Source organism: Acidilutibacter cellobiosedens, from assembly GCF_004103715.1.
GTDB lineage: Bacteria > Bacillota > Clostridia > Tissierellales > Acidilutibacteraceae > Acidilutibacter > Acidilutibacter cellobiosedens.
Genome location: NZ_CP035282.1, coordinates 3551209 through 3577918, shown reverse-complemented (window position 1 = coordinate 3577918; position 26710 = coordinate 3551209). Strand labels below are relative to the sequence as shown.

Sequence of the window (26710 nt, the reverse complement as noted above, 5' to 3'; positions counted from 1 at the left end):
AATACAGGGGCTCCGATTCAGGTTTTGATGTAAGTCATTTTGGTTGTATCGGAAGTGATATCCCAAACCTTTATGCTTGAAAAATCCGATGTACTTAAATATTCTGCCGTTCCGATACTTGAAATATGCGAAGGTTCCCACCAAGGTGCAATAATCACATTTTCATGTACCTTTTCCGGTGATATTCCTATCCCGTGTATACAAATATCTCGTTTTGTTGAGCCGAATTTCTCCATACCGGAAATTAAATCCTGATATATCAAAATTAATACACCTCCGTTATGCTTTTTTTCAGTATACAATATTCTTTCTTTTATTTGTGTCTGTGTTCTCAGAATGTTACGAATGGTTATGCTGGTTATTCACAACATTTTGATTCATGAGAAAAACGTTTTAAAAAGTGGCAGATATAAAATCTTGCCGTTTTCTTGACATCTTATCCTGCTAAATTGACACATCATTGACTTTTTTTCTGATATCATTTTAAATGCAGCAGGAGATATTGCCGGATTGCAATTTGGACATAATAATTAAGGAGAAAAATGGTAAGCTATGGGGAGAAGTTATACGCAAAATTTTTATTATGTAGAATCGGCTTATAGTAAATGGTACGGTTAGAAAAGTTAGGAGAGGGATGAGGACATGAGAGTTGTATTAATAATCGTGGGGTTAATCGGTCTTGCTTTACTGATCTATTTATTTTATGTATTATTTCGAGGTGAAAAATTATGAGTTATATTATATTGCAGGATATATTTTATATTGTAATATTGATTGTATTGTCCATTCCATTGGGCATATATATTTATAAGATAATGACTGGGCAAAAGGTATTTTTAACACGTGTGCTTGCTCCCGTGGAAAAAGGAATCTATAAAGTAATGGGGGTTAAGAGTGATGAGGAAATGGGGGCAAAGAAGTATGCCCTTTCGGCTCTTTTGTTCAGCGCAATTGGTTTTGTATTCCTTTGGATTCTGCAAATGCTGCAGGGTTTTCTGCCGTTTAATCCGGAAGGAATGGAAGGCACAAGCTGGCATCTGGCTTTTAATACGGCGGCAAGTATGGCGAAAAAGAAAATGGTAGCCGTTAGTGAAGGAACATTGTCTACCAGCAATGCTATGTTTGTCGGACTCTTAATCGGAGTTATTTTCATCATAGGTGCATTGAGTTTTTTACCGGCGGTAGCCCTTGGTCCGATTGCGGACTACTTTACGATGCGATAAAAAGAGGTGATTGAAATGGAAAAGAAAAGTTTCAATAAAAAAAATATATTTATGGATTCGTTGAAACAGTCATTTGTAAAACTTTCCTCCCGTGTACAGGTGAAGAATCCTGTCATGCTGGTTGTATATATAGGCGCAATACTCACGACAGCCCTTTATTTTCTGTCTTTTGCCGGAATCAAAGATGAAAATAGTAGTTATATTTTGGCTATTTCTCTTATTTTGTGGTTTACGGTGCTATTTGCCAACTTTGCGTAAGGCACGAAAGGATGTAAAGGCAAAAAAATTAAAGTCGGAGGATAATGTGGAGGAATATACGGAAGTTTTATCCGCAGATTTAAAGAAAGGCGATATTGTCTACGTAAAAACTGGAGAGCAAATTCCCATGGATGGCGAGGTAATTGATGGAGCCGCTTCGGTGGATGAAAGTGCAATTACCGGTGAGTCTGCTCCTGTAATACGAGAATCCGGAGGCGATAGAAGCGCAGTTACCGGAGGAACGACATTGGTATCTGACTGGCTGGTTATCAAAGTGACGGCAGAGGCTGGGGAAAGCTTTCTCGATAAAATGATTTCTATGGTGGAAGGCGCATCCAGAAAGAAGACGCCCAATGAAATTGCCCTGCAAATTCTGTTGGTGACTCTTACCATCATATTCCTTGTTGTAACAGCGACGCTATTGCCCTTCTCGGGATTTGCAAGCACTCAGGCAGGAACGGGTTCTTCTATTTCTATTACTAATGTTATTGCCCTTCTGGTTTGCCTTGCTCCTACCACTATCGGCGCACTTCTTTCATCTATAGGTATTGCAGGCATGAGCCGTTTGAATCAGGCTAATGTATTGGCAATGAGTGGGCGTGCTATCGAAGCTGTGGAAGCTGGTGTGGATGATTTTCTGGCAGAGGCAACGCCGGAAACTAAACTGACACTAATCCGGGACTATCAGACTAAAGGACATTTGGTTGCAATGACCGGTGACGGCACCAATGACGCTCCGGCACTGGCTCAGGCAGATGTAGCTGTAGCTATGAATACCGGAACCCAGGCAGCCAAGGAGGCAGGAAACATGGTGGATTTAGATTCCAGCCCTACCAAACTAATTGATATCGTACGGATTGGTAAGCAGCTACTGATGACGAGAGGTTCCCTTACCACTTTCAGCGTAGCAAATGATGTAGCTAAGTATTTTGCGATTATTCCGGTATTGTTCTTTGGAATTTATCCCCTGCTTACGGATTTAAACTTCATGGGGCTTACAAGTTCCACCAGTGCTATTTTGTCTGCTATCATTTACAATGCGCTGATTATTATCGCACTCATTCCGCTGGCTCTGAGAGGTGTAAAATACCGTGAAGTGCCTGCAGGAGAATTGTTGAAAAGGAACATGCTGATTTATGGTTTGGGAGGAATTGCAGCACCTTTCATTGCGATTAAGCTTATTGATATGCTGCTGACCGTATGCAGCATTGTATGAGGAGGATTTTCCTTATCTCTTTACGAGTTATATTCCCAATGGAAATAAAAGTCCCGACTCTTCCAGGGGAATGGGGATTGGACTGGTCTATATGCATGACTATTATAAAAGCCCATAACGGCAGAATGGAAGCTGAAAATAGAAAAGAAGGCGGTTCAGTATTTCGATTCAGCCTCCCGCTGAAAGGAAGTGAATAAACATGGATATAAAGCCTCTGATTCTTATCATTGAAGACGAGGACACTATATGCAATTTTATCTCAGCAATTTTAAATGCTAATGGTTATCAAGTTACAAAAGTGAGTACGGGAAAAGAAGGAATATCTATGGCTGCTTCTTACTCTCCAGACGTCATACTGCTGGATCTGGGACTGCCTGATATAGATGGTATTGAGGTGTTGAGGAATATACGTCAATGGTCCAAAACACCTATTGTGGTGGTTTCGGCCCGCGGATACGAACGTGAAAAAGTGGAAGCTCTTGATTTGGGCGCAGACGATTATATTGTTAAACCTTTCGGGACTTCAGAACTGCTTGCCCGAATACGGACAGCAATACGGCACAGCCCTAAAAGTACTGGAGGAGAATCTAATGGCATGGAAAAGATAACTATTGGAGAGCTTGAAATTGATTACAGCAAGCGAAGGGTTTCTCTTTCCGGGAGAAGGGTTCATTTGACACCCGTTGAGTATAAAATACTGTCATTGCTGTCAAGAAATGCAGGGAAAGTGCTTACTCATGATTATATCATGAGAGAGGTATGGGGCTTATATACCAATGATAGTCATACGCTTCGCGTCAACATGGCAAATATTCGTAGAAAGTTGGAGGAAAACCCCGCGGAACCTAAATATATTCTAACGGAAGTAGGAGTGGGGTATAGAATGGTCGAGGAACTGCATCAAGAAAAATGAATTAAGAATAAATGTCTGCCAGCCAGGCTCATGTTGTGCATAGCATGTTATTTTTTACCACTTAAGAAATCTGTTTGATATTTTGGTAGAAAATTTAATTCTTATTTTTATTGTTTACCTTAAGTTGTTCTACTTTCCTTGATTGTTTGATTTACTGTTAAAATTTCTTTTCTTTAAAAGCCAAACAGTAAAAATAATTCCGATGATTACCATAGCAGCAAACGCTATATAGGAATAGACATTCATGTATTTATTAATGCGTTCCCATTCAGCTCCGGCAAAAGCACCGAGGCATACTAAGACCACATTCCAAATAGCGGTACCGATAGCAGTGTATAGAAGAAATGTACCTTTATGCATACGTGACATTCCTGCAGGAACGGAGATAAGACTTCGGACAATAGGAATGAATCTACAGAAAAAAATGGCAGAAGCACCACGTCGAACAAACCAGTTTTCTGCTCGTTTCACATCTTCCTTTTTAAGTCCAAAAATATATCCCCATTTTCCAATGATATACTCCATTTTTTCTATGGACAGCAGCTGCCCAATAGCATAGAGAATAATTGCACCGGCCACAGAACCAAAGGTAGCAAACAATGATACCATCCAGATATTCATACTGGTGTATGTGGTCATAAAACCACCGAAAATCAAAATCAGTTCGGAAGGGATTGGAGGAAATATATTTTCAATTGCAATGAGTAGTGCAACGCCAAAGTATCCGAACTGATTCATAAAGTTAATAATCCATTTCTGCATATTCTAATTTCCTTCCTTCTTAGATAAGCTGTATTTTATGCTCTTATCTGGATAACTTATTATTCCATAGGAAATAAACAAACGTTGATAATGCAAATCCAAACAGCCAACCACCCAAAATATCACTTGCATAATGTACACCTAAATAAATTCGACTCCATCCAATCAGGACTGTAAGAATAATACAAATTGAGGAGAAGATTATCTTCAGGGAAGTACTTTCGTCATACTTCCAAATCAGCAAAATCAACATGACATAAAGGGAAGCATTGTTCATTGCATGACCGCTGGGAAAACTGTAACCTGTTTCGCTTATTAATTGTAAAATATTTGGACGGCTTCTTGCAAAAATATGTTTTAGTGTAATATTGAGCACAGCAGAAGACATTACTGCTATTGAAACAGGTAGGGCTATGTTTTTTCTTGTTTTCGATCTGATAAATAATGTAAGGCAAAATATAATGATAACGGCCGGATCGCCTAAGTGTGTAATGCCTTTCATCACCAGAGTTAAAGCAGATGACATATTTTCCGATGCTTCTTCATAAGCCCACCCTTCAAAACGAGTAACAATTTCTGCCTTAAGGCATATTGCCAGCATTACAAACAAAATGATTGGTACTATTACGAACCATATTTTTCGTCTATTCATTCTGTTTCCGCTCTCCCTTTAGTACACTGCCGCAATTTTTGCAATAGTTATCTTTTTCACTTACGATCGTATTGCATTTCTTACAAACAAAACCAAGTCTTGTACCGCAGAAGGTACAATATAAGTTTGATTTATTTTGCAGGGCACCGCATTTATAACAGGTTTGGTGTCCTTGCCTGTATATGAGAAAAACGAACAATCCGGCCAAATTAGTAAACAGAGTAATGATTCCCCACATAGCTGAGTTAAGCTTCGATTTGAGTGCCTGAGCGTAAACCCAAAAAGCTAACAAGACCCAATAGAGCATGAAAAACAATATTGCAAGAACAGCTACGATTTTTACATAGAATTCACCATTTACAATGGGTCGAATATCGCTGATAAAATAAACTTTGTCTCCGCTCAATTTATCAGTAATATAAGAAAGCAAATATACTTTTTTGACATTATAATTCTTTTCGTAGAAATAGTAGTCCGCATATTCCTGTTCTACTTCGTTTTCAATTCCAAGCATAGCCATCGAAAATTTAAGTTTATCGCCTTTCATCAATCGGAAATACACATTGGAATTTTTCTGATCAGCAAGAAAATGACTTTTTTTACCTGAAATTTCTGCTAAGTCTAAGATTCCATTTTTTGATAAATTCGAATTCTTTGCACTGAACAGTATTTGATTTTGCCTATTTAAAATAAGAATATCTACAATATCCGATGACGAATTAGCCAGATTGATTAATTCAGGTTCCAAGTTTTCAAACCCGATTTTATTATCATTTGCTTTCTCATTGATGCGGTGATACTTATATACAAAAGTGATCTTATCACGAAATGTATAGGCTAAAAAACCGGCCGATAAGATTCCGGTAAGAATCGCAGCAATCAGATAGATGATAACTGCCCTTTTAAAATTGAATTTTTCAGCAAAAATATCAAAACGATTCATAATTCTGACCCTCCCGATTTATTGCTAAATACAATAGGTGATAGAAGGCAAAAACAAATAGTAAAGAAAAGTATTGCCGGGACGCAAAACGTCCAAAGGCTGATTCCGAAAAAAACAAACATCATAGGTACGATAATGAATAAAACACAAGTGATAATAAATACTGATTGTAATATTTTGTTCCTCTTCCTTTGTTTGATTTCAAAGCATTTTCTGTCGATTTCATTGTCAAGCACGCAAAGCAGCTTATTTATGTTTTTATCCATGATAGAAATCTCCTTTCAGCATTTTTCTAAGTTTAACCATGCCATTGTGGATGCGGCTTTTCACTGTTTTCGGTTTACAGGAAAACCGCTGGGCAATTTCTTCAAGCGTTTGTTGTTCTATATATTTCAACCTGATGGCAGTGGCCTGTTCAGGGGGTAAACTTTCCAGAGCTTTTAGTATTTCATCTGCCTGTAAATGGTTAAGCACAACGTCTTGTAGATTGAATTGAGATGCCATATTCTGTTCTTCTATGCTTATCATCTCTTGTTTGTTTCGCCTCAAATGGTCAAGATAACAGTTTTTGGCAATTGTTATCACCCAAGTTGAGAAGGATGCCTTTCCGTAAATATCGAATTTATCTATTCCCTGTACTAATTTTAAAAATGTGTCTTGTGTCAAGTCCTCACTCAGCACTGTGTTATTACACATTTTTAAAAGAAATTTTGAAACATATGGATAGTAGAAGGTGATGAGACTTTGAAATGCCTCTTTTTCACCATTCTGTGCTGATAGAATTAAAGAATACTCATCCAAAACCTCACCGCCTTTGTGCCTTTCATATTATTACACGTAAGTGACTGAAAAAGGTTGCTATAAATATTTTGCTCAGTTTTTAGTCTGTTTTATACCGCAGATATGATGTAATCCAAAAAGATAACCCTATTTTTTTAATCAATGCTAAAAAATAGGGCTATCTACTATTATAGATTAATTACTTGATTTATTTTTTTGCCAAGTCAGAATTAAAAAATATTCCCGCAATTAAAAACCAAAGGGTTCATTTATTATAATTACTTTAATTCTATTTTTGACAAATTGTCCGGTAATCAAAACAAAATCGTTACAAATTCTTTGCTTATGTCTACAATCTATACATCTGCCAAGAGAAGTACAGGGTGTTTTTTTCCCAAGGCGTTTAGCATCCAATGGGGCTGCAATCTGTCTTGTTCGTAAAATTGCATCTTCCACTGTATTTACCAGTTTGTTAATTCCTACTACAACTATAACCTGTTTCGACCCGTATAATATAGGTGCAACTCGGCTTCCGTTTCCATCAATGTTAAATAATTTGCCGTCAGCGGTAACAGCATTTGTACCAGTTATAAAGGTATCCGCAGAAAAATTACTTAAATAGATTTTCCGCTTTTCTTCTGCTGTTAAGTTAGGACGATGCTTATCATAAAAGACATAATTTCCATTTCTTAAGAAATCGAATACACCAGTTGATTCTAATGTAACGGAGTCGCCGCAGCCAACTGTATCGCCAGGATTGATCAATGTGGTAAGCAAGTCAATCAATTCATTTTTATTCCCTACAAAGTATCCGGCCATGTTGTTTTGCTGTAAATTATATATTACATTTTTGATTTTTTCATCCATTTGTTTATGTTCTCCTAATTACTTAGTGATATTCAGTTTTAATGTTTGATTAAGATAGATATATTACATATTCATCTTATTTTTTCATTTCAATTTCCTTGACTGTGTCCGAGAGTTTATTTTCATTTCCAGTCAATATAAACCCATGTTTTGAATATAAATTATATGCTTTTTCATTATTATCTAAAATCCATAAAGCTGGGACATCGCATTTCGCAATTGCAAAGTTCAAAAGTTCTGTACCGTACCCTTTATGTTGTTCTTCAGGCAAAATATATAGATTTTCAATCAAATTATCGCATACGGAAACAATTCCAACAGGTTTTGAAGTAATAAACATATAAAAAATTTTTCCCTGATTCATTTCATTTTGGATATATTTAATTTGATGCTCAACATTATGTAATGCAATAAATTCTTCGGAACAAAATGCCTTATGGGAGTCTTGCCAAGACACAGAGTGTATCGTAGCTGCCTGTACTAAATTATCTTTTGTTACCATTACAATCATAGTATTCCTCCCTTGAAATTTGATCTTGTAAACAGTTTATAAATAGTCAGTGTTAAGTATATCATAATTAGAGGAAAAACTTAAATTACAGGGGTTTAAATTTTTTTATTATCTTGAGCTTGAAGAGTTAGACAAAAAAGATTAATTAATCAATTTTGAATTATGCTTAAATATATAAGCTAACAGTCTCTTTCAGATTGAAGAAACGATATTGTCAAACAATCCCGCATGAATGTTAAAGCGATCTCTTATCGTATCCACAAATTTTTCTGTTTGAATAAACTCTTTGAACTTATCATATGCAATATAACGGTAATCAATCGTTTCACCACGTTGTAGTTTGATTTCCGTATTATTTTTGTTTATAACAATCATGTAACAGTAATAAATTGCCGGAATCCCTTTCATAAGGTAAGAATAAACGAACCGCAAATCGGATTCCTGAGTAAGAATGCCGGTTTCCTCTTTTAATTCACGCAAAGCTCCCTTTATAGGGGTTTCGCCTTTCAAGACTGAACCGCCTGTTATTTCCCACTTTAAAGGCCACGGTTTGTCAGGATGTCTCTGCGTTACTAAAACCTCCTTATCCCGCGTAATCGTATATACTTCGGCAACAATATGATACACTCCTTCTGGAATTAAGGAGCTTTCATCCCTGTATAAATCATAACCTAATTTGTTTCCATTTGAACCATACGCATCCCATATTTCTCTCTCCGACATATATTATTACCTCCATTTAATTAACTCCCTTTTATATTTATAATATCATATAAATATAAAAGGGAGTTAATTAATACAAATCAATTGTTTCCTTTGATAAATTATTTATATCAGTTATTTAAGTTATATGTAAAAAGTTAGCTGATTGTTACGGAGCGATATTGACAATATAATGTAAACAAGATATAATTGAATAGCGTTCAAAACAAAATTCAATTATTGAAAGAGAGGTTTTGATTTATGAAAAATTCTTCTATTCTTGTTTTTGAAATAGCAATAATAACAATTTTAGTTTTTATTTGACTATCAAGAAAAAGGATTCTATTTATACAGGGAGCAAGGTCGGCGACAATTGTACTTGGAATTATCGGGATGCTATTATGTACGTTGAGTGTAGGCAAGTTCATTGCATCAGCTCCAGCTCATCCATTGTCAATCTTGGGATATATCTTTGGAATAATTGCCATATTAGCTTTTATGGTACAGCTATTCAAGTGGAATGTTCCTAAATTGGATAATCCTCAAACGGCTTTGATTACTTTGGCCATAGCGATGCTTGTAAAGTCAGTTATAGCTCGATTTGGCCACTTAATAATAAGATGATAGAGGATGATAGTTATGAGAAAAAACGTGAAGGAAGATATTATTAAAGCCACTATAGAGTTGATCAATGAAAAAGGAAGTAATATTGATGAAATTACTGTTCGTGATATATGCAATCGGGTTGGGATAGGAGCTGGGTTGGTAAATTATCACTTCCAAACAAAAGAAAATCTTATTGCACAGTGTGTTCAGAAAATAATCAGTGATATAATCAAGAAAACTGGAGATGTTTATAAGAATCTTCCGAAAATGACTCCGGAAGAAAAGTTGCGTATAATGGTGAAATATACCTGCTCATTTCTTGAGACTCATGAAAACATATCGCGAATTTCCATCATTACCGATTTAACCACTATTAATCAAAATGATAATACTTCTCAAACATTAGCGGCCTATCTGCCGTTGGTACGGCAAGCCATCTCCGATGATATAGATGATCAGGAGGTAAAACAAAGGACATATTTTATGCTTTTGACGCTTCAGTCATTGTTTTTACGCAGTACATTACTTAAGAAAGAAATTGGAATTGATTTTCATAACCAACAGCAGCGTGAAAGTCTCGTAGACAATATTATTGATTTTTATTTGAATTATTGATAGTATACTGTAATTTATACTTAATTCGTTTTAAATGCAGACTTTAGAATGGGCATACAAAACAGGTTGTCTTTGCGTTTGCATGTTGACATCAGATGGTTTCGTACCTCCCAAAATAAATATTATAGTCTAAAAAGCTGAATAGAAAAAGAAAAAATAAGTGTCGGTTCGACTCGTGACATATGTTTAGCGGTACCAGGGACCTGGCTATTCAGGTCAATAAAAAAGAGTCCTCTTCATGGAGGACTTTTTCACTATCTGATACTGACGAAATGGATGTAGGTATTTTACTTGCCGAAGAGCACATTTATATCAAATTGCACGTCAGTTGGAATTTCCAAGGAATAGTAATAATTATCATCGTAAGCGAAAGGCGTTATACCACCGATATTTTCTGCTATATCAGTAATTTTATCAAGCTCGTTATGCTTATGTCTTACAATATCGAAAACAAATCCCATTTCGTGGTTTTTCTCATTGGTCCCTTTATGATAAACAGATATTATGGCTTCGCCACTGCCATTCCAGCTGTCAACATAAGTTTTTGTAGTTACAATGTCCCTTATTTCATCGGGAATTTCGATTGTATAATTAGAAATAGCATTCAATTTATGGTATAGTTCTGCAATAACTTTCGTTGCTTCTGCACGAGTTACTTCTTTTTTAGGTTTCCACATAAAATCGCCATCAGCAACACAACCATAACCTGTCATCAACTCATTATCAATAACCTTTTGCACACTTTCCAATGCGTAAGGAGAAATATCCCCAACATCGTTATATACATTAACATCGGTTCCAACGGCATTGCCCCATTGGAGAATATACTTATTGCCAAATCTATTAAGAATAATCCCCATATCTTCACGAGTTATGTTGTCATTCGGTCTAAACATCGGTTTCATTCCAAAACCTTCTGGTTCGTCATTTAATATGTCATTGTCTGCTAAAAATACCACTTCACGATTAAACCAATCTCTACCGCCAACATCATAGAATTTGCTTGCAGGCTCATATGACGCCGGAATTTTAATTAGTCTTGACAGCAACACCGAAAATTCTGCCCGAGTTATAGTATTATCCGGATAAAAATTGCCGCCCTCATAGCCTCTCACAATGCCAAGATTTTTCATTTCTACAATGAAAGGTATCCCCCAATGATATAAAATATCACCGAAATCCGTACTTGAAAACGCGGGGACGGTAAAACTCACTAACAGCACTAAACTCACTAAAAATACCGTAATTTTTCGTGTCATAAGATACACCTCCTAATCTAAATTACATCCGAAACTACCACATTCTTTGTCCGCCTGTTCAATATCATCAATTAATTTGAAAGACAGAAATCATCATAAATTAAATAGAGATTTGTTTTTACAAAATATTAAAAACTATATTGTTCTTCATTTTCTTATTATACCATTTCCGTCTTAGTTATTTAAGTAAATGTTACTTACATTATTTAACTCTATATCCCTTTACATTTTTTAAGTTCAGGTTGTACTATACGGCTTGTTTACTTATTCTGTCCATATATGATGCTTTTTCTCCTCTTTTTCTATAACTGCTATCTGCAGCTTCTTCAACTACATTTACAACAACACCTGGCCTCCACTATTAGGTATATACTCCATCAGCCCTGGCGTTATCGAACATATCCTGCAAGTCAGGATAGATTCTCGAATGAGTGCGAAGATTATTCCCACTATGTTTTTTATCATGCTAAGGGCTTTGCCTTTCGTCATACCTTTATTCTCTGTGACCAACGATTGATAGTAATGGGAATGCACAGCAGACCTATACATACAGGGACGATTATCAGCAAGTAGGGCGACCATACTATTTTTCCAAACAGGTGATATGCGTTTGTACGGAATATATCAGTAGAATTCCCCACAAAAGGAAGTAAATCGAGTAACTTTTGTGCCCACAACGGGATAAACTGAGCGATTGCCATTGGAACATATACCACCGCTAAACTTGCCAGTAACGAGGAAAAATTGCTTTTCAACCTTTATTTCGCTCCATCCTCGGTTGGGCAATAGTACAGGTACAAGTCCTCTAAAGTAGCTTCACAAGGCATAACATCCGGCGCTGGCTGTGTTGCGGATATAATTCGAAGAACGACCTGTTCTTTGTTATGTCGCAGATTTGCAACGGTAACAGTTCCTTCCCATTTTCTTGCTTCCTGTGCAGAAATCGTTAATTTCTAGACCTTTCCATCAGCTTTTTGAACCAACTCCGGGATAGTGCCTTGGAGCAAAAAGATTCCCTTTTTCATGAGAAACACCTTATCTGCAATTGCCTCAATGTCCGATACGATATGCGTGGACAGCAGAACAATTCTATCGCTGGCAAAGTCAGCAATCAAATTACGAAAACGAACACGTTCTTTGGGGTCAAGTCCAGCAGTTGGTTCATCCAGAACCAATACTTTAAGATTATTTAAGAGAGCCTGTGCAATCCCAAGACGCTGGCGCATTCCACCTGAAAATGTTTTAACTTTCTTTCCAGATACGTTGCTCAAATCTGCAATGTTTAACAATTCTTCTGAACGCTTACTGGCTGCTCGACGTTGTATACCTTTCAGTGCTGCAATATACATCAGAAATTCCTGTGCCATATAATCTGGATAATAACCAAAATCTTGCGGCAAATAGCCGAGAATATTTCGATACCGAGGTCCCATATCTATAATGTTTTGCCCATTAAATAGGATTTCACCGGACGAAGGCTCCAGTATCCCGCATAGCATACGCATCAGAGTGGTTTTACCCGCTCCATTCGCTCCCAACAACCCATAAACCACCGGAGATAAGCTGGCAGTGATACAGTCAACAGCAATTTTAGGGCCAAATTGTTTTGTCAATCGGTCAAGCGATAGTTCTATACATTTTTCCATCCTTTCTAATTTTAATCAGAAGATAGACTTCTCTGACAAAAAAACAAGTAAATACAATAAAAGTGACCATCCATAGTCCAAGCGCGGATAATTCGTACAATCTAGGTGTCCAATGAGCTAAGCAATCGGCAAATATGCTTGTACCTAAACACACTATAATACTGATTTGCAGTACATTCCGTTTACACTTTCGGATAGACCAAAGTGTAGTTACCATACATCCTAAAAGTGGAACGACAGCATACAGTACCAATTGCAATATATTTGCTATTTTACTATATAAATCAAAAGAAGCCAACCCTTAAGAATTGGCTTCTTTAAATAAAATATTTTGTTGGGTTCGAATCACGAGGGGTAAGCCCTTTTGCTCTATTTTCGGGCTAACTGGATAAAAAAGATGCCGCGTCACTAATCTTCCTTGGCATTTCCTGCTTTTCTTTTTCCCGTGTAGATGTATGACGCCAGCAGTACGGTGGCAGGTACGCTCAAAATGATGCCGAAGCTGCCGGATAAGCCTTGCATGATGGCAATACCGATGTTGTTGGAGTTTATAATCTGCAACCAAGGAAGATCGTAAGCGTAATCCAGCACCAACATGGAGATGCTGCTGCCGGCGAAAGCCAGAATTAGAGTGTTGCTGTCGGTACCCATCATGTCCCGGCCGATCCGCATACCAGCGTGGAACAGCTCTTGCCGCTGGATATTTGGGTTCTGGACGCACAGTTCGTACATAGCGCTGCCAATGGACACCGCGATGTCTATCACCGAACCCAAGGAAGAAATGAGCAGACCGGAGAACAGTAGCTCGCCCACCTGAATCTCATTGGTTTCCCAGAGCGTAAGCAGATTCTCAATATCCAATACGTTCCAGCCGGTAACGCCGGAGGCAGCTGACCTTTTTTCACGCCGCTGGTCATCCGAACTACCACCGTCTGCTGACCGACCCGGGTGCCATCCTCCTGCATATTGTCCTCAAGAATTTCCGTGACCACACCGGTTTCAAATGTCTGGCCAGCCCGGGAAATTATCTCCGTTTTTTCTACCTGATTAAGTCGGACCACCAGCAGAATCAGAACCAGTGCCAGCAGAACAGGCAGTCCCCATCGCAGTCCAAAACGTTTGATATTTTTGCGTTCCATGTGCATCTCCTCGCTTTCTGTGAAAGAATACTAGACGGCTGGGTGGCAAAGGCTGCCCAGCCGTCTGAAAATAAGATGTTTCTCCGCAGACGAGTCCACCTTTAGAGAAACTTTTTTTCCTTATTGGTACAAAAGAAAATTATTGCTCGCCCAACTTGGTTAGGGCAAAGTCCATGGCAGTGGCGGTAACGTCTCCATTTGCGTTTACAGTAGAGCCATTTAATAGCCCGGCATCCATAGAGAACTGGAGAGCTGTTTTAGCCCAAGCGGGAACGGAGGCTGCATCGGAACTGGAAGAAAACTTCGTGCCAGATACAGATGTAGAGATGCCCTTTGCCTGCGCATAGCGGTATAATATAGTAGCAAGTTGCGCACGGGTGAGTTTCTGGTCGGGTGCAAAGATGCCAGAAGCCACGCCTTTCAAGATGTTATTGGATTTGGCCCAGGTCACAGCTTTGGTATATGAAGTGTCTGATGATACATCGGTGAAGGAAGCCGCTGCAGATACGTCAGGAGCGCCGGCTGTGTTGTAAAGGCGGGTGACGGCTTCAGCACGGGTAAGAGCGGTGTCAGAAGATGTGGTAGTGCCGGTTTTCTGAATGGTGAAGGTACTGTCAATCTTTTCCGTCTTGTCGGTATCAAGAATCTGATATGTGTCGATAGAAAAACTGTCGCCGGTCATGGTGATAACGGAGTAACTGGGCAGCCAGTTTTGGCTCCTGGCAGCGATGAAGTCTTGCTGGGAGGAAATCAGTTCATAAAACTTGGAACCGGAGGCGGAGTTGGCAGTCATATACAAGGTTCCCTTGGGATCGATGACCGTGTTGCCTGCGGTGGTCTCGATTGTGTAGCACTTGCTGCCGTCCACAAATTTTTTCTTGGAAGCAGCCTGCTCAGCTTTGTCCTTTTCAGGCCATAAGGTGTAGAGTTCGCCAGTGGCCGTGTTCTGAGCATGATCCCAGTCGTAGTCGGTGCCTTCTGCATTCAAAGGCATAGAGTAATTGTCGTGGGTGAGGCCGTCACTGTAGAGTAGCTTGGACCTGCTGTAGGTATGGTCGTGACCTTGGAGCACCACATCGATGTCATATTTGTCGAAGATGGGAGTAAGTTGGGTACGGAGAATCATGCCGTCGGTGTCAGAATGGTCATAGCCGGAGCCATATATATCCTAATGGATAGTTACCACTCTCCAAGTAGCGTCGGGATCTGAGGACACAGCCTCGGCAATGGCTTTTTCATGTTCGGCACCGTTATAGTTGTTGGTATTTAAAACGATGAACAGGCCGTCGCCATAAGAATAATAGTAATCGCCGCCGGCTTGGGTGACGCCGTAGTTCGTGGCGTTGGGGTTATTGAAGTGATAAGTATAGTCGGGATTCAAGGAATCGTGGTTGCCAATGGTAGTGGCCACAGGTAAACCAGAAAGTACCTCAGGATACAGATAGCCTGCGTATTCCTCTTCCTTTGGGTTTCCTGTCTTGTTGACCTGATCACCGGCGGAAATCATAAAGTTAAGGTCCGGGTTCTGAACGGTGGCAATTTCTAGTGTTCTGTTCCAGCCAAAGCTGTCGTTTCGAGCAGCGGTGTTGGCTACGCCGCTGTCGGCCACCAGTTTGTCGCTGCCCTGAGGCTGGCCTTTAGAAGCGCCGATCTGAGGATCACCTACGTACAGCATACGTACGGTGGAGAAGCTGCCGGTCTTATAGGTCGCAGGATCAGTCTGAACGCCATTTTTTTCAACAGTGTAATAGTAAGTGGTGTTTTCCTTAAGTCCGGTAATGACCACGTGGTTATAGACATATGCCACTTTGTTGGTAAGGCTGGTATCTACGGTAGATGAAGTCCCGGTGAAAGACTGCAGATCGGTTTTACTGGTTCCAAAATGAACCACAGGAGTGGCTGGTTTGCCATCGTCCTTGCTGTACCAAGCAAAGTTGAGCTCGGTTTCATTAGTGCCTGGGGTGAGGGAAACTTTCGTGAAGTCCACGGCTACGCTCTTCCATTCCTCAGTCCATGCCTGCCATTCGGCGCTGCTACCTACGGTACTGCCGTCATTGTAATGAACGGTAGCTGCCAAGACAGTTTGTGCAATGCCGAGCACCATAACACAAATCAGTACTTTCGCTAAAATGGATGTAGTTTTTGATTTTTGATTTTTCATTCTTATTTTTCATCCCTTCCTTTTTTATATTGAATCTTACTGGTAATCAAATAAATAATATCAATGAAATCTAAGATCTAATATCACATTATTATAAAGAATGTGTAAAATTTATGTAAGTAAAAAGAAAATTACTTTTACACCTTCTTTTGATTGCGACTGCCAGGCCCTATAACGGACTTTTATCGTCCAATGTCGGGCATACAAAATAAGTCAATTACAATTGTAATTGACTTATTTTGGTGAAACATATGTATCGTTTGTTCAATTTAACTTTTTATTATAAAAAATTAAATTGAAATAGTTACGACTAATAAATAAGAGGAAACAGCCTCCACGTTCTTTCTGCATACTCCTGAAATTCTTTTCCAAAATGATTTGCTAACTCAGTTTCTTCTTTTCTTATTCGTATCCCATAACACAGCAGACATAAAGCTAAAACTATCAAAGGTGAATAAACACTCCTTAAACAAAAAGATATACCTAACAAGCTTATGATACTTCCGGTATATGCAGGGTTTCTGATAATACGATAGGGACCGATTTGAATAAGCTGCTGTTCTTTGTCTGTCTGTACATTCAAAGTAAATGCTCTTTTTAGTGTCTACACTGATAAATCTCTAAATAATGTTCCTCCAATTAAAAATACAATTCCAATATAATAGAAACAGTGAGGCATAAGCTTATTTCGAATTTCTTCACTGACATCCTTGCTTCGGAAATAATAAGAAATCAGAATACTGCCGCACCAGCCAGCAATCAAGATCCACATTGTTAAGTCAAAAGGGGGATGCTTTTTACTCTTTCTTGCTCATTTACAAATTTTAACATATCTCCCATAAGTATTCATCCTTCCCTATAAATAAATATTTTTATCTATACATATACAAATAATACAAGGATTGAAAAGTGATATTATTCTACTACATCCACACAATGAGAACCAATGCATTTATATAAGAGATATCCAGTATCGCTGCTCAACATTGCCATCAATTTCAATTTCATTCTCCAAAACACCGCCGTTGTTTATGATGCTTTTAGCAGAACCAATATTGCTTTTATCACAAACCATTAGCACTCTATCAATTCCTAATTTTCTACATTCATCCAATGCTAATGCAATCATCTTTGTAGCATATCCTTTTCGTCTTTCGGATGGTCTGACGCCATCTCCAATGTGACCTCCATTTAGAAGAAGCGACTCATTAAGATGATGACGAATATTCACAGCACCTATAAATATATTTCGCTCCGTATCTAACCCAAAAAAAGTTGTAGCGGGAACAAAGCCGGGAACACCATGTTCCTCCTCTTCAAAGCCTTGAAGATATTTTTCAAAATCTTTATAGTCTATTCGTCTAATTGAATAAGGGACAATCTTTTCCTTTGCCAAGAACCATTCATCCATCATTTCATTTAAATGAGTACGATATTCGTTGCTGAGTTTTACTAATACAAGCAATATTTATTCGCCTCCTGTTATATAGATAATATGTACTTCAAATTCTTGTTTATTTATTTGTTATATTACTCGTTTATAAATTAGTATAACATAAAAAATCAGACCGAAAAAGACAAACAGTTTATCTTCTTCGGTCTGATAACTTGTGTCATTAGTACAAAATAGATGCAGTTCGGAATATTCTTTCGTACTGCATGAAGTCAGCGTTCACACAGTATTTTTAATTAATGAAAGGCTTGCTTAATTCATATAAATCATCTGGACATATGTCCACACCGTTTGGCCATTCCAACGTTTTATATTTAATTCTTGCATTCTTAAATATACCTTTGTTTTTTAATGAAACAAACCACTTGTCATTTAACAGTTCTTCTGCATTAAATATACGCTTTTCCATGTTATCAAAAGTTACAAGTAATTTATACTCATTAATATATTCAACTTCTTTAGGTCTTGGATACATAGCGCGCCTCCATTTCTATCTTAGGGGTTCAATCTTAAAAAATTCTTCACCATTTAATAAAAGCTGCCAGTTAGCTTTCAATTCTTCCTGATGTATTAATATCCAGGCAATGGTTAATTGTTGCTGTTTTCTTGGGATATTGCCGTCAATTATGTTTCCGTCAAAATCAAATATTGCTTCATTTTCACAGTACAAAACATGTATATGAGGTACATGGTGTCTTCCTCCAAGCTCTCTATACATTCTAACTATAATTCCATAAAACATACTTATTGTCGGCATTTTTCCCTCCTATTTCTCTTTAATTTTTAAGTCTTACCTATAAATTTATTATATATCATTTAAAAATTTTTGGCAATCAAAAGCAATCCCATTGATAGAGTCAAGTTACTGTAGGGAAAAAATATATAGATATCATCCATATTTTAAAAAATAAATTGTTTTATACAATTATTCCCTATGTTTGTAAAATAAGTTCTCCTTTTATTTCTTTTGGTATAAAATTTTTTATTACTTCGTTGCCGATTTGCTATTGACATGGAGCCTCTGCCTGCATGGTTTGTGTACATAAAGGGGGTAACCCATAGATAAACGTACCACCCTCCTTTACAGGTTACCATGCAGGCTACTCCATATCAATGGCCCGCTACGCCAAATCTTTTATCTCTATGGTTTTCTAACTAATATGCTAACTTTATAACTCTATTATATAACTTTTATTTTTTGCTACAACTATTCTTACCTCTTATTTTACTTTACTTAAATTCTACCCATTATTGCTCTTATTTCGTTATATAATCCTGTCTTTTCTCCTCTCACTATTGCTGTCGGCCTAATGTCCCAAGTATCATTATACCTGTTCGCAATACTTCTTGCTTCTTTTATTAATTCATCTTGTATCTGTTCTTTCTCTTCTTTTTCCCTTTTCATCTTTTGCGCCATTACTAAATCATATACTTTCCCTCCGTTCCCTTTGTAAATTAATAACTTCGACATTTTACCGACTCCTATTTTTGACCATCCTTTTGGTCTGCTGCTCAAACGGCTTGAAAATATATGGCTTACGTGTCCTTCCGTACTACATCCTATTATTCCTATCCCTTCTTCTGCTCTTATCTCTATTCCGTCCCAATTGTTTAATATATATTGTTCTGCTCTTTTTACTGCTCCCTTCTTTGTTTTATTTTCTGTAAGGCTCAATATCTCTTTAAATACTTTTTTTACTTCTTCTCTGTCCGGCCAGTCAACCGCATCTTTCAATTCCTGTCTTATTATTTCATTATTTAGATGCGCGGTTGCTGTTATTATACACTTTTTCAGATGATATCCGTCAAGCACAAATTTACTCTTTTCAATCCACTTTACTCCTTGGCGTATCCAGGATGCTCCATCTCCCGATATATATATTTTCTCTACATAATTCATGTTGTATTGTTTGTCTATATAATCTGCTGCTTCAAGCCATAATTTTTCCGTATTTTCATACATCCCTCCAAAATATTTTACATTCTTTAACCTCTTTCTGCTTTTACTGCTTTTTTCTGCATCTATTCCTTCATGTACATAAACGATCTTTGGCATTGCTATATTATACTTGCTTTTGTTAATTCCTTTTTGCTGTAGATGCACATGATCTTCATCCGCTTCTATATATAATGTTTTTATATCCTTCTTCTTGTATTTTTTAGTTTCTGTTGTTGTAAAATCAAGGTTGTGTATTTTATCCATCACGGCCTGTTTACTTATTTCATTCATATATGATGCTTTTTCTCCCGCTTTTCTATAGCTGCTTTCCGCTGCCTCATCGACTGCATTTATTATTACATCCTCACTCATTTTTTCATGCGGTTTTATTCCAACCATATCATCAACAAGATGATGCCTTTTTCCTCCCATTTTGGGTTTAAAATACGTTCTTTCATATGTTACAATACCAAAACTTGTTAAAATCCTATTTTTATCTTTTCTTACTATTTCCCATTTTTTCTTTCTAACTCCGCTGTTACGTAGATATTCATCCATATTCTCCAATACTTCTGTTATAATATCTCTTCCAAGCTCAAATAAAATTTTTTGTAAGGCAAGTATTAAACCAACAATATTTTTATTCCCTTCCATGAAATTTTTTATCTCATTTTCAATTTTTTTTACTCCAAACTCATTAAAATGTTGTATACTATTATACATAGAAGATATCATCCTTTCTTAATTTATTGGTGTTTCAACTTATATTTTAATAGGATGATATCTTCTTTTCAACTATATATGGAAATATATTCTATTTCCCTACTGTAATTTTACACTAACAATCCCATTTTTGACTAACATTAAAAATAGGTTTGTTTTTGTACGTAATATATAAACCAAACACAAGAATGAATTTAAAATTATATTAAAAAGCTACATCCTCATTGGTTTATTACCAACAAAAATGTAGCTTATAACTTAGTGGAGATAAGGGGATTCGAACCCCTGGCCTTCTACATGCGAAGCAGACGCGCTCCCAACTGCGCTATACCCCCAAAATAAAAGAGTGGGGAATATTGGGCTCGAACCAACGACCTCTACGATGTGAGCGTAGCACTCTGACCAGCTGAGCTAATTCCCCATTTTTACTACCTTACATTAATTATAATGCAGAAGACAATAAATTTCAAGGAATATATTTCGAATAAAATTACTTTTACACCGGAAATAATAAAGAAAACTCTGTAATTTGATTTTTCTTTATTATAGAGATATAATTTATTTAAAATAAAAGATAATAAGAAAACATCCTATAGTGATATCAGGATGTTTTTATTTAATATGAGAGGAATGTTTTTATGGATAAAATTTTGGTTTTAGCTGAAAAACCGTCGGTGGGGAGAGATATTGGAAGAGTCTTAAAATGTAACAGGAAAGGGAACGGATATTTGGAAGGAAATAAATATATTGTAACTTGGGCTTTGGGACATTTAGTTACTTTGGCCGATCCGGAACAATATGAAGAAAGATATAAGACGTGGAGAATCGATGACCTTCCGATACTCCCTTCTCAGATGAAATTAGTAGTTATCAAACAGAGCAGTAAGCAATTTCATATTGTAAAGGAACAGATGAACAGAAAAGATGTTTCTCAAATTATAATTGCCACAGATGCGGGAAGGGAAGGAGAACTTGTGGCAAGATGGATTATAGAAAAGGTTCATAGTCATAAACCCCTAAAAAGACTTTGGATTTCTTCCGTTACGGACAAAGCAATAAAAGAAGGGTTTGATAAACTCAGAGACGGAAGGGAATATGAAAATCTTTATAGAGCGGCTGTTGCAAGAGCTGAATCTGACTGGATTGTAGGCATCAACGCAACTCGTGCCTTAACATGTAAATACAACGCCCAACTTTCTTGCGGGAGAGTTCAGACTCCTACTTTGGCTATGGTAGCAAAGAGAGAGGAAGAAATAAAAAAATTTAAATCACAAGATTTTTATGGGATTGCAGCTTTAGCAAAGAATATAAAATTAATATGGCAGGATAGTAAAACGAAGGATATGAGGATATTTGATAAAAAGAGATGTGATGAAATAATATCAAATATTAGAGGAAAAGATGGAATAGTTGCAGATGTAGAAAAGGCAAATAAAAAGTCTTTTTCTCCTAAATTATATGATTTGACGGAATTACAAAGAGATGCAAACAGGATTTTCGGATATTCTGCAAAAGAGACCTTGGGGATAATGCAGAGGCTTTATGAAAATCATAAAATACTTACCTATCCCAGAACGGATTCTAAGTATATTACTACGGACATAGTTGATACTTTAAAGGAGAGAATAGAGGCTTGCGGGGTAGGAATATATAAACAATCGGCAGCGAAAGCCTTAAAAAATCCCATTAACCCCAATAAGAACTTTGTGGATAACAGTAAAGTTTCAGATCATCATGCTATAATCCCCACAGAACAGAAGGTAATCTTAAGTGAGTTAAATGAAAAAGAAAAGAAAATATATGATTTGGTAGTCAAAAGATTTTTATCGGTACTGTATCCTCCCTTTGAATATGAGCAAACTACAATTAGAGCAAAAATAGGGGAAGAGAATTTTATAGCTAAGGGTAAAAGGGTTATAGCTCAAGGATGGAAAGAAGTCTATTCTAATAATTATGAAGAAGATGATTCCAATGAAGATATTCCTCAGCAGATCCTTCCTCGGATTAATAAAGGAGATGTATTAAAAATATCTTCTATCGTACAAACTAAAGGGCAGACTAAACCTCCGTCACCTTTTAATGAAGGGACTTTACTTTCTGCTATGGAAAATCCGGCCAAATATATGGCAGGGGAAAGTAAGGATTTAATTAAAATAATAGGAGAAACGGGAGGTATCGGGACAGTAGCTACAAGAGCGGATATTATTGAAAAATTATTTAATACCTTTCTTATAGAAAAAAAGGGTAAAGAAATTTTCATTACTTCAAAGGGAAAACAACTTTTAGGATTAGTTCCGGATGATTTAAAATCCCCTGCGCTAACAGCCCAGTGGGAACAAAAATTGGAGGCAATCTCTAAAGGGAAAATAGATGACAATAGTTTTGTAAAAGAAATGAAAGATTATTCCAAATCAATCGTTAGTGATATAAAAAACAGCAGCGAAACATTTAAACATGATAATATGACTCGCATTAAATGTCCCCAGTGCGGAAAATTCATGTTGGAAGTAAAGGGGAAAAAGGGAAGGATGCTTATTTGCCAGGACAGAGATTGCGGATACAGAAAAAATGTTTCAAGAATAACAAATGCGAGATGTCCTAACTGTCATAAGAAAATGGAACTACAGGGAGAAGGAGACAATCAAATATTTGTATGCGGCTGTGGATACAGAGAGAAACTTTCTGCTTTTGATAATAGAAGAAAAAATGAGAAGAATACAGTTTCCAAAAAAGAAGTAGCCAATTATTTAAGAGAACAGAAAAATAGTAAAAAAGAACCTATTAATACTGAACTGGCAGATGCTCTAAAGGGGTTAAAACTAAAATAGAGACATTTCAGGAGTAGGTGAAAATATGTCCAACATAAAAACAAATGCCATGCGAATTCTTGATTCCAACGATATTTTGTATAATGTTATTACTTATGAAACGAAAGATGGAAAGATTGACGGACTGTCAGTTGCCAAGAAGTCAAATAAAGATCCTTCATTGGTTTATAAAACTTTAGTCACCAAGGGAAGGGATAACAATATATTTATATTTGTAATTCCCGTAGAAAAAGAATTGGATCTAAAAAAAGCAGCGAAAGTATGTGGTGAAAAAAAGATAGATATGATTCACGTTAAAGACATTAAAAAGTATACAGGATATATTAGAGGCGGTTGTTCTCCTATTGGAATGAAAAAACTTTATCCTACCTTTATAAATTCCACCGCAGAAAGTTTAGAAAATATTTTAGTCAGCGGAGGAAAAATAGGGGTTCAAATCGAGCTGAAAGTGGAAGACTTGAAAAAAGTTACGAAAGCAGCATTGGATGATGTAATTGAATGAAGAGGTTGAAAAACCCCTTCATTTATTTTATACATCCGAATATAAATAATTCCACGATTTTGTTGATTAAAAATATAATAGGGATACCTATATAAAATTTCTTTTTGTTTGTCTTATGCTTAAATATTATCATTCCTATAATGCCTCCGGAGGAACCCCCAAAAACGGATAAAATTATCATGGTAGATTCTTTTATTCTCCATTTGTCTTTTTCTGATTTTGATTTATCAATTCCGAATGTAAAAAATGAGATTATGTTTATTATTAAAAGATACCATATAAATATTAATTCCTGATTGTTGAATTTACTTATAATATCCATCTAATTGCCTCCATTTATAATAAGTTATTCTATTTATATCATGTTTTATATGTTTTGAGCAAGATTAAATAGCTGAAAATATTGTCATTACGTTTATATATTTTAAGAGCAGTAAAATTTTTGTTTGCTGTAAAATAAAATTACCCAATATTGCAAAGTAGAATTCCCCACTTTTGCAGAGGTAATTTCCCCAATATTGCAAATGCCATTGCAGACATCTGACCAATATATTATCCTTGTAATTGATTAGATTGCAAGGAGGAAATGGAGATGCTAACAATGGCACAAATATATGATATCAGAAAACTTTACTTTGAGGAAGGGAAAAATATATCTCAAATATCCCGTGAAACCGGTTATGACAGAAAAACAATAAGGGAGTATATTAATAAAAATGATTGGAACAAGCCTGTTCCTGCAGTTAAAACAAATATGGAATTTTCTAAACTTGATCCTTACAAGTCAATTATTACCCAATGGCTGGAGAATGATAAGAAAGCAAAAAAGAAACAACGTCATACAGCCACCAGGGTCTATAACAGACTGAAAGAAGAAATCGAAGGTTTTGACTGTTCTTACCGGACAGTAGCGGCTTTTGTAACATTAAAGAAAAAGGAAATTTTTCATACCGAAAAAGAAGGATATTTGCCGTTGGAGCACCCTGCGGGTGAAGCACAGGTTGATTTCGGGGATGCACAGTTTTATGAAAATGGCGTACTTCATGACGGAAAATATCTGAATGTATCTTTCCCATACAGTAATCAGGGATATCTTCAGTTATTCTATGGAGAAAATATTGAATGTTTGTTGGAAGGATTGAAAGCAATATTCGAATATATAGGAGGTGTTCCAACCCGGTTATGGTTTGACAATACGAAGACGATTGTAACCAAAATACTGAAAGAAGGAAGCCGTAACCTGACTGAAAAATTCATGAGATTTCGGGAACATTACGGTTTTGATACTGTATTCTGTAATCCTGAGGCAGGGCATGAAAAGGGGAATGTTGAATCAAAAGTAGGATACCACAGGAGAAATATGTTAGTCCCCATTCCGAGATTTCAGGAATTAAGGAAATATAACGAGGAATTACTTGTCAAATGTAATGAAGACGGAAACAGGGAGCATTACAGGAAAGCAGATTTTATCAGTAAATTGTTTGAAGAAGATAAAAAGAATTTTTTACCGCTGCCTGCAACAGAGTTTGATACAGCAGGATATCATATAGTACATACAAACGGATATGGGCGATTTTATTTAAACAATGGATTACATGAATATTCCGTTTCACCAAAATACGCAAATACCCGTGTTGTAATCAAAATTACATCTTTATATGTGATACCTATGGATGAAAATCAAAACGAAATTGTTCGGCACAAAAGATTATACGGAGATCATAAACAGCAAAGCATGAAGTGGCTTCCCTATCTGAGGCAGCTTGCCAAACGTCCTGGGGCACTAAAATATAGTGGTATCTATAACATTATGCCGGAAGATATGAAGAAATACCTGGATAAATGTAAAAGAAGCGAGAGAGGGAAGATACTATCCGTAATAGCTTCATTAACAGAGAAAAATGGTTTTGAGAATGCAGCACAAACAGTAACCCAAGTACTATGTTATGATGCAGTGGATGTAGACAGCCTGATAAGCATGCACAGGCATTTATGCAGTGAGATAAGGGAATTACCTCCGATGAAAACAGAAAGCAGAATACCCCGACTGAAACCTACGAAAACAGATTTATCAAAGTATGATAAGGCATTGAAAAAATGGGGTAAAAGGACATGTTAGATAAAGAAATCAGAGAATGCTGTAAACGTCTCAGATTAAGTCAAAACCTGGCAGAACAGGCACAGACAACGGAAGGGGAAAATCATCAGGAATTTTTACTTAAACTACTGCAGGAAGAAATAGAACACAGAAAAACAGCAAGAATAGATAAACTAATAAGCAAGGCAGGATTCTATAGTATAAAAACATTTAACGGATTCAAGTTTGATGAAATAAGCCTGCCTCCAGGTGTTACACCGGAGTATTTAAAGGAGTTAAAGTTTTGTGAAAGCAAAACAAATATCATAATGTACGGAAATGTAGGTACAGGGAAAACTCACTTATCCATAGCATTAGGAGTAGAAGCTTGTAAAAAAGGGATGGAAACCCGTTTTTACCGTACGGCAGCATTAGTTAACAGACTGTCGGAAGCAAAGAAAGAAGGAACCTTAAGCAGTTTTATGAAAAAGATTATGAAAGCGGAACTGATTATATGTGATGAATGGGGATATGTACCCCTTGATGTAACAGGAGCCCGGCTGTTGTTTGAACTTATATCCGAATGCTATGAACAAAGAACACTGATTATAAACACTAATATTGAATTTTCAAGATGGATAAATGTTTTTTATGATAAAGATATGACAGCCGCAATACTGGATAGAGTTTTACACCACTGTCACCTGCTGCTTTTCCCCGGGGAGAGCAACAGGATGAGAGAATCAAGTATTTCGGCTTAGTAACCGCAGAATAAAAAGTTGAAAGATGGCTGCAATGATCAAAAATTCCCCACCTATGGGGTGAGGAAAAAAATTTGCAAAAGTGAGGAATTTCCTCTTGCAAAAAACAAAAATTTTAAAAGATATTAAAAAATATAATGGAGAAATTAAATTTAAATGAACTTTTTCATTATT

Annotated in this window: 30 protein-coding genes, 2 tRNA genes and 2 pseudogenes; 12 read left to right on the top strand and 22 right to left on the bottom strand. The window is 36.7% G+C overall.

The features are described 5' to 3' along the window. Window positions 1-17: 17 nt before the first annotated feature. A complete protein-coding gene (locus tag EQM13_RS17280) occupies window positions 18-263 on the bottom strand; it encodes a hypothetical protein (RefSeq protein ID WP_128753350.1) in 246 nt (81 codons plus the stop codon). Between the two features lie 379 nt (window positions 264-642). On the opposite strand from EQM13_RS17280, the gene EQM13_RS19085 reads away from it, so the two are divergent. Genes EQM13_RS19085 through EQM13_RS17255 form a run of 6 tightly spaced genes read left to right on the top strand, consistent with a single transcriptional unit; the run spans window position 643 to window position 3610 of the window. Continuing rightward, window positions 643-732, top strand: a complete 90-nt coding sequence (locus EQM13_RS19085; protein WP_128753349.1) for a potassium-transporting ATPase subunit F — start codon at window positions 643-645, stop codon at window positions 730-732. Further along, a complete protein-coding gene (locus tag EQM13_RS17270; protein WP_128753348.1) occupies window positions 729-1223 on the top strand; it encodes a potassium-transporting ATPase subunit KdpA in 495 nt (164 codons plus the stop codon). The genes EQM13_RS19085 and EQM13_RS17270 overlap by 4 nt, the downstream gene beginning before the upstream one ends. 15 nt (window positions 1224-1238) lie before the next feature. After that, complete coding sequence (locus EQM13_RS18790) at window positions 1239-1481, top strand: hypothetical protein (RefSeq protein WP_240662961.1); 243 nt, start codon at window positions 1239-1241, stop codon at window positions 1479-1481. 46 nt (window positions 1482-1527) lie between these two features. Beyond that, window positions 1528-2697: an HAD-IC family P-type ATPase gene (locus tag EQM13_RS17265; RefSeq protein ID WP_240662960.1), complete on the top strand. Its 1170-nt coding sequence runs from the start codon at window positions 1528-1530 to the stop codon at window positions 2695-2697. Between the two features lie 38 nt (window positions 2698-2735). Continuing rightward, a complete protein-coding gene (locus EQM13_RS17260) occupies window positions 2736-2894 on the top strand; it encodes a hypothetical protein (protein WP_206172747.1) in 159 nt (52 codons plus the stop codon). A 2-nt stretch (window positions 2895-2896) separates the two neighbouring features. Continuing rightward, the gene (locus tag EQM13_RS17255; RefSeq protein ID WP_128753347.1) at window positions 2897-3610 is read left to right on the top strand and encodes a response regulator transcription factor; all 714 of its coding nucleotides are present in this window, start codon (window positions 2897-2899) and stop codon (window positions 3608-3610) included. Window positions 3611-3739: 129 nt separating this feature from the next. On the opposite strand, the gene EQM13_RS17250 is transcribed toward EQM13_RS17255, so the two are convergent. The 7 genes from EQM13_RS17250 to EQM13_RS17220 form a co-directional block, all read right to left on the bottom strand. Next, the gene (locus tag EQM13_RS17250; protein ID WP_206172746.1) at window positions 3740-4348 is read right to left on the bottom strand and encodes a DedA family protein; all 609 of its coding nucleotides are present in this window, start codon (window positions 4346-4348) and stop codon (window positions 3740-3742) included. A gap of 67 nt (window positions 4349-4415) precedes the next feature. Then, complete coding sequence (locus EQM13_RS17245) at window positions 4416-5024, bottom strand: phosphatase PAP2 family protein (RefSeq protein ID WP_128753346.1); 609 nt, start codon at window positions 5022-5024, stop codon at window positions 4416-4418. Next, the gene (locus EQM13_RS17240; protein WP_128753345.1) at window positions 5017-5967 is read right to left on the bottom strand and encodes a zinc ribbon domain-containing protein; all 951 of its coding nucleotides are present in this window, start codon (window positions 5965-5967) and stop codon (window positions 5017-5019) included. Before EQM13_RS17240 ends, EQM13_RS17245 begins: the two co-directional genes overlap by 8 nt. A gap of 258 nt (window positions 5968-6225) precedes the next feature. Further along, window positions 6226-6768, bottom strand: a complete 543-nt coding sequence (locus tag EQM13_RS17235) for an RNA polymerase sigma factor (RefSeq protein WP_128753344.1) — start codon at window positions 6766-6768, stop codon at window positions 6226-6228. 228 nt (window positions 6769-6996) lie between these two features. Continuing rightward, on the bottom strand, window positions 6997-7614 hold the full coding sequence (locus tag EQM13_RS17230) for a lactate utilization protein (RefSeq protein WP_128753343.1): 618 nt from the start codon (window positions 7612-7614) through the stop codon (window positions 6997-6999). A 76-nt stretch (window positions 7615-7690) separates the two neighbouring features. After that, entirely contained in the window at window positions 7691-8125 is a 435-nt protein-coding gene (locus EQM13_RS17225; protein ID WP_128753342.1) for a GNAT family N-acetyltransferase, read from the bottom strand. A 192-nt stretch (window positions 8126-8317) separates the two neighbouring features. Then, on the bottom strand, window positions 8318-8848 hold the full coding sequence (locus EQM13_RS17220) for an NUDIX hydrolase (RefSeq protein WP_071139409.1): 531 nt from the start codon (window positions 8846-8848) through the stop codon (window positions 8318-8320). Between the two features lie 372 nt (window positions 8849-9220). On the opposite strand from EQM13_RS17220, the gene EQM13_RS17215 reads away from it, so the two are divergent. Together EQM13_RS17215 and EQM13_RS17210 are read left to right on the top strand one after the other, a co-directional pair. Continuing rightward, window positions 9221-9451: a hypothetical protein gene (locus EQM13_RS17215; protein WP_161567300.1), complete on the top strand. Its 231-nt coding sequence runs from the start codon at window positions 9221-9223 to the stop codon at window positions 9449-9451. Between the two features lie 15 nt (window positions 9452-9466). Further along, window positions 9467-10048 (top strand): TetR/AcrR family transcriptional regulator, encoded by a 582-nt coding sequence (locus EQM13_RS17210; RefSeq protein ID WP_071139407.1) that lies wholly within the window; start codon window positions 9467-9469, stop codon window positions 10046-10048. Window positions 10049-10335: 287 nt separating this feature from the next. Here the strand turns inward: EQM13_RS17210 and EQM13_RS17205 are convergent, their stop codons facing one another. The 13 genes and pseudogenes from EQM13_RS17205 to EQM13_RS17155 all read right to left on the bottom strand — a co-directional run bounded on the left by EQM13_RS17205 (window position 10336) and on the right by EQM13_RS17155 (window position 20789). Continuing rightward, the gene (locus EQM13_RS17205) at window positions 10336-11307 is read right to left on the bottom strand and encodes an S-layer homology domain-containing protein (protein WP_128753340.1); all 972 of its coding nucleotides are present in this window, start codon (window positions 11305-11307) and stop codon (window positions 10336-10338) included. Window positions 11308-12260: 953 nt separating this feature from the next. Next, complete coding sequence (locus tag EQM13_RS17200; protein ID WP_240662959.1) at window positions 12261-12920, bottom strand: ATP-binding cassette domain-containing protein; 660 nt, start codon at window positions 12918-12920, stop codon at window positions 12261-12263. 441 nt (window positions 12921-13361) lie between these two features. Further along, a pseudogene (locus EQM13_RS18610) lies at window positions 13362-13829 on the bottom strand (YibE/F family protein); the annotation flags it as partial. 402 nt (window positions 13830-14231) lie between these two features. Then, complete coding sequence (locus tag EQM13_RS18605) at window positions 14232-15218, bottom strand: S-layer homology domain-containing protein (protein WP_206172744.1); 987 nt, start codon at window positions 15216-15218, stop codon at window positions 14232-14234. 42 nt (window positions 15219-15260) lie between these two features. Continuing rightward, a complete protein-coding gene (locus tag EQM13_RS18600; RefSeq protein ID WP_206172743.1) occupies window positions 15261-16253 on the bottom strand; it encodes a fibronectin type III domain-containing protein in 993 nt (330 codons plus the stop codon). A gap of 310 nt (window positions 16254-16563) precedes the next feature. Then, a pseudogene (locus EQM13_RS17185) lies at window positions 16564-16845 on the bottom strand (methyltransferase family protein); the annotation flags it as partial. 12 nt (window positions 16846-16857) lie between these two features. Beyond that, complete coding sequence (locus tag EQM13_RS18340; protein ID WP_161567299.1) at window positions 16858-17025, bottom strand: hypothetical protein; 168 nt, start codon at window positions 17023-17025, stop codon at window positions 16858-16860. Between the two features lie 180 nt (window positions 17026-17205). Next, entirely contained in the window at window positions 17206-17718 is a 513-nt protein-coding gene (locus EQM13_RS17180; RefSeq protein ID WP_234958821.1) for a GNAT family N-acetyltransferase, read from the bottom strand. 220 nt (window positions 17719-17938) lie between these two features. Next, window positions 17939-18181 carry a DUF2442 domain-containing protein gene (locus EQM13_RS17175; protein WP_114219610.1) on the bottom strand — a complete coding sequence of 81 codons (243 nt, stop codon included), beginning with the start codon at window positions 18179-18181 and terminating at the stop codon, window positions 17939-17941. A 15-nt stretch (window positions 18182-18196) separates the two neighbouring features. Next, window positions 18197-18463, bottom strand: coding sequence for a DUF4160 domain-containing protein (locus tag EQM13_RS17170; protein WP_114219609.1), 267 nt, complete (start codon window positions 18461-18463; stop codon window positions 18197-18199). 477 nt (window positions 18464-18940) lie between these two features. Continuing rightward, window positions 18941-20368: an ISLre2 family transposase gene (locus EQM13_RS17165; protein WP_206172679.1), complete on the bottom strand. Its 1428-nt coding sequence runs from the start codon at window positions 20366-20368 to the stop codon at window positions 18941-18943. Between the two features lie 262 nt (window positions 20369-20630). Beyond that, window positions 20631-20703: transfer RNA gene (locus tag EQM13_RS17160), tRNA-Ala, on the bottom strand. Window positions 20704-20715: 12 nt separating this feature from the next. Continuing rightward, window positions 20716-20789 (bottom strand) — tRNA-Val (locus tag EQM13_RS17155). A 217-nt stretch (window positions 20790-21006) separates the two neighbouring features. Between EQM13_RS17155 and EQM13_RS17150 the strand changes: the two genes are divergently transcribed. After that, window positions 21007-23196, top strand: a complete 2190-nt coding sequence (locus EQM13_RS17150) for a DNA topoisomerase III (protein ID WP_128753338.1) — start codon at window positions 21007-21009, stop codon at window positions 23194-23196. 25 nt (window positions 23197-23221) lie between these two features. Further along, the gene (gene ybaK / locus EQM13_RS17145) at window positions 23222-23698 is read left to right on the top strand and encodes a Cys-tRNA(Pro) deacylase (protein ID WP_071139395.1); all 477 of its coding nucleotides are present in this window, start codon (window positions 23222-23224) and stop codon (window positions 23696-23698) included. A 22-nt stretch (window positions 23699-23720) separates the two neighbouring features. Here the strand turns inward: ybaK and EQM13_RS17140 are convergent, their stop codons facing one another. Continuing rightward, window positions 23721-24020 carry a DUF1294 domain-containing protein gene (locus EQM13_RS17140; protein ID WP_071139394.1) on the bottom strand — a complete coding sequence of 100 codons (300 nt, stop codon included), beginning with the start codon at window positions 24018-24020 and terminating at the stop codon, window positions 23721-23723. A 279-nt stretch (window positions 24021-24299) separates the two neighbouring features. On the opposite strand from EQM13_RS17140, the gene istA reads away from it, so the two are divergent. Both istA and istB read left to right on the top strand, forming a co-directional pair. Next, window positions 24300-25817: an IS21 family transposase gene (gene istA, locus EQM13_RS17135; RefSeq protein ID WP_406565237.1), complete on the top strand. Its 1518-nt coding sequence runs from the start codon at window positions 24300-24302 to the stop codon at window positions 25815-25817. Continuing rightward, complete coding sequence (gene istB / locus EQM13_RS17130; RefSeq protein WP_128751668.1) at window positions 25811-26536, top strand: IS21-like element helper ATPase IstB; 726 nt, start codon at window positions 25811-25813, stop codon at window positions 26534-26536. Before istA ends, istB begins: the two co-directional genes overlap by 7 nt. Window positions 26537-26710: the final 174 nt, after the last annotated feature.

What these genes read in the sequence shown, in the direction of transcription:
- EQM13_RS17150 (WP_128753338.1), top strand. Translation starts at nt 21,007, where the DNA reads ATGGATAAAATTTTGGTTTTAGCTGAAAAACCGTCGGTGGGGAGAGAT.
- EQM13_RS18600 (WP_206172743.1), bottom strand. Translation starts at nt 16,253, where the DNA reads ATGAAAAATCAAAAATCAAAAACTACATCCATTTTAGCGAAAGTACTG.
- EQM13_RS17220 (WP_071139409.1), bottom strand. Translation starts at nt 8,848, where the DNA reads ATGTCGGAGAGAGAAATATGGGATGCGTATGGTTCAAATGGAAACAAA.
- EQM13_RS17245 (WP_128753346.1), bottom strand. Translation starts at nt 5,024, where the DNA reads ATGAATAGACGAAAAATATGGTTCGTAATAGTACCAATCATTTTGTTT.
- EQM13_RS17240 (WP_128753345.1), bottom strand. Translation starts at nt 5,967, where the DNA reads ATGAATCGTTTTGATATTTTTGCTGAAAAATTCAATTTTAAAAGGGCA.
- EQM13_RS18605 (WP_206172744.1), bottom strand. Translation starts at nt 15,218, where the DNA reads ATGATTCTCCGTACCCAACTTACTCCCATCTTCGACAAATATGACATC.
- istA (WP_406565237.1), top strand. Translation starts at nt 24,300, where the DNA reads ATGGCACAAATATATGATATCAGAAAACTTTACTTTGAGGAAGGGAAA.
- istB (WP_128751668.1), top strand. Translation starts at nt 25,811, where the DNA reads ATGTTAGATAAAGAAATCAGAGAATGCTGTAAACGTCTCAGATTAAGT.
- EQM13_RS17215 (WP_161567300.1), top strand. Translation starts at nt 9,221, where the DNA reads ATGCTATTATGTACGTTGAGTGTAGGCAAGTTCATTGCATCAGCTCCA.
- EQM13_RS17260 (WP_206172747.1), top strand. Translation starts at nt 2,736, where the DNA reads ATGGAAATAAAAGTCCCGACTCTTCCAGGGGAATGGGGATTGGACTGG.
- EQM13_RS17225 (WP_128753342.1), bottom strand. Translation starts at nt 8,125, where the DNA reads ATGATTGTAATGGTAACAAAAGATAATTTAGTACAGGCAGCTACGATA.
- EQM13_RS19085 (WP_128753349.1), top strand. Translation starts at nt 643, where the DNA reads ATGAGAGTTGTATTAATAATCGTGGGGTTAATCGGTCTTGCTTTACTG.
- EQM13_RS17210 (WP_071139407.1), top strand. Translation starts at nt 9,467, where the DNA reads ATGAGAAAAAACGTGAAGGAAGATATTATTAAAGCCACTATAGAGTTG.
- EQM13_RS17250 (WP_206172746.1), bottom strand. Translation starts at nt 4,348, where the DNA reads ATGAATCAGTTCGGATACTTTGGCGTTGCACTACTCATTGCAATTGAA.
- EQM13_RS17165 (WP_206172679.1), bottom strand. Translation starts at nt 20,368, where the DNA reads ATGTATAATAGTATACAACATTTTAATGAGTTTGGAGTAAAAAAAATT.
- EQM13_RS17255 (WP_128753347.1), top strand. Translation starts at nt 2,897, where the DNA reads ATGGATATAAAGCCTCTGATTCTTATCATTGAAGACGAGGACACTATA.
- EQM13_RS17175 (WP_114219610.1), bottom strand. Translation starts at nt 18,181, where the DNA reads ATGTATCCAAGACCTAAAGAAGTTGAATATATTAATGAGTATAAATTA.
- EQM13_RS17270 (WP_128753348.1), top strand. Translation starts at nt 729, where the DNA reads ATGAGTTATATTATATTGCAGGATATATTTTATATTGTAATATTGATT.
- EQM13_RS17140 (WP_071139394.1), bottom strand. Translation starts at nt 24,020, where the DNA reads ATGGATATTATAAGTAAATTCAACAATCAGGAATTAATATTTATATGG.
- EQM13_RS17230 (WP_128753343.1), bottom strand. Translation starts at nt 7,614, where the DNA reads ATGGATGAAAAAATCAAAAATGTAATATATAATTTACAGCAAAACAAC.
- ybaK (WP_071139395.1), top strand. Translation starts at nt 23,222, where the DNA reads ATGTCCAACATAAAAACAAATGCCATGCGAATTCTTGATTCCAACGAT.
- EQM13_RS17205 (WP_128753340.1), bottom strand. Translation starts at nt 11,307, where the DNA reads ATGACACGAAAAATTACGGTATTTTTAGTGAGTTTAGTGCTGTTAGTG.
- EQM13_RS17170 (WP_114219609.1), bottom strand. Translation starts at nt 18,463, where the DNA reads ATGCCGACAATAAGTATGTTTTATGGAATTATAGTTAGAATGTATAGA.
- EQM13_RS18340 (WP_161567299.1), bottom strand. Translation starts at nt 17,025, where the DNA reads ATGTGGATCTTGATTGCTGGCTGGTGCGGCAGTATTCTGATTTCTTAT.
- EQM13_RS18790 (WP_240662961.1), top strand. Translation starts at nt 1,239, where the DNA reads ATGGAAAAGAAAAGTTTCAATAAAAAAAATATATTTATGGATTCGTTG.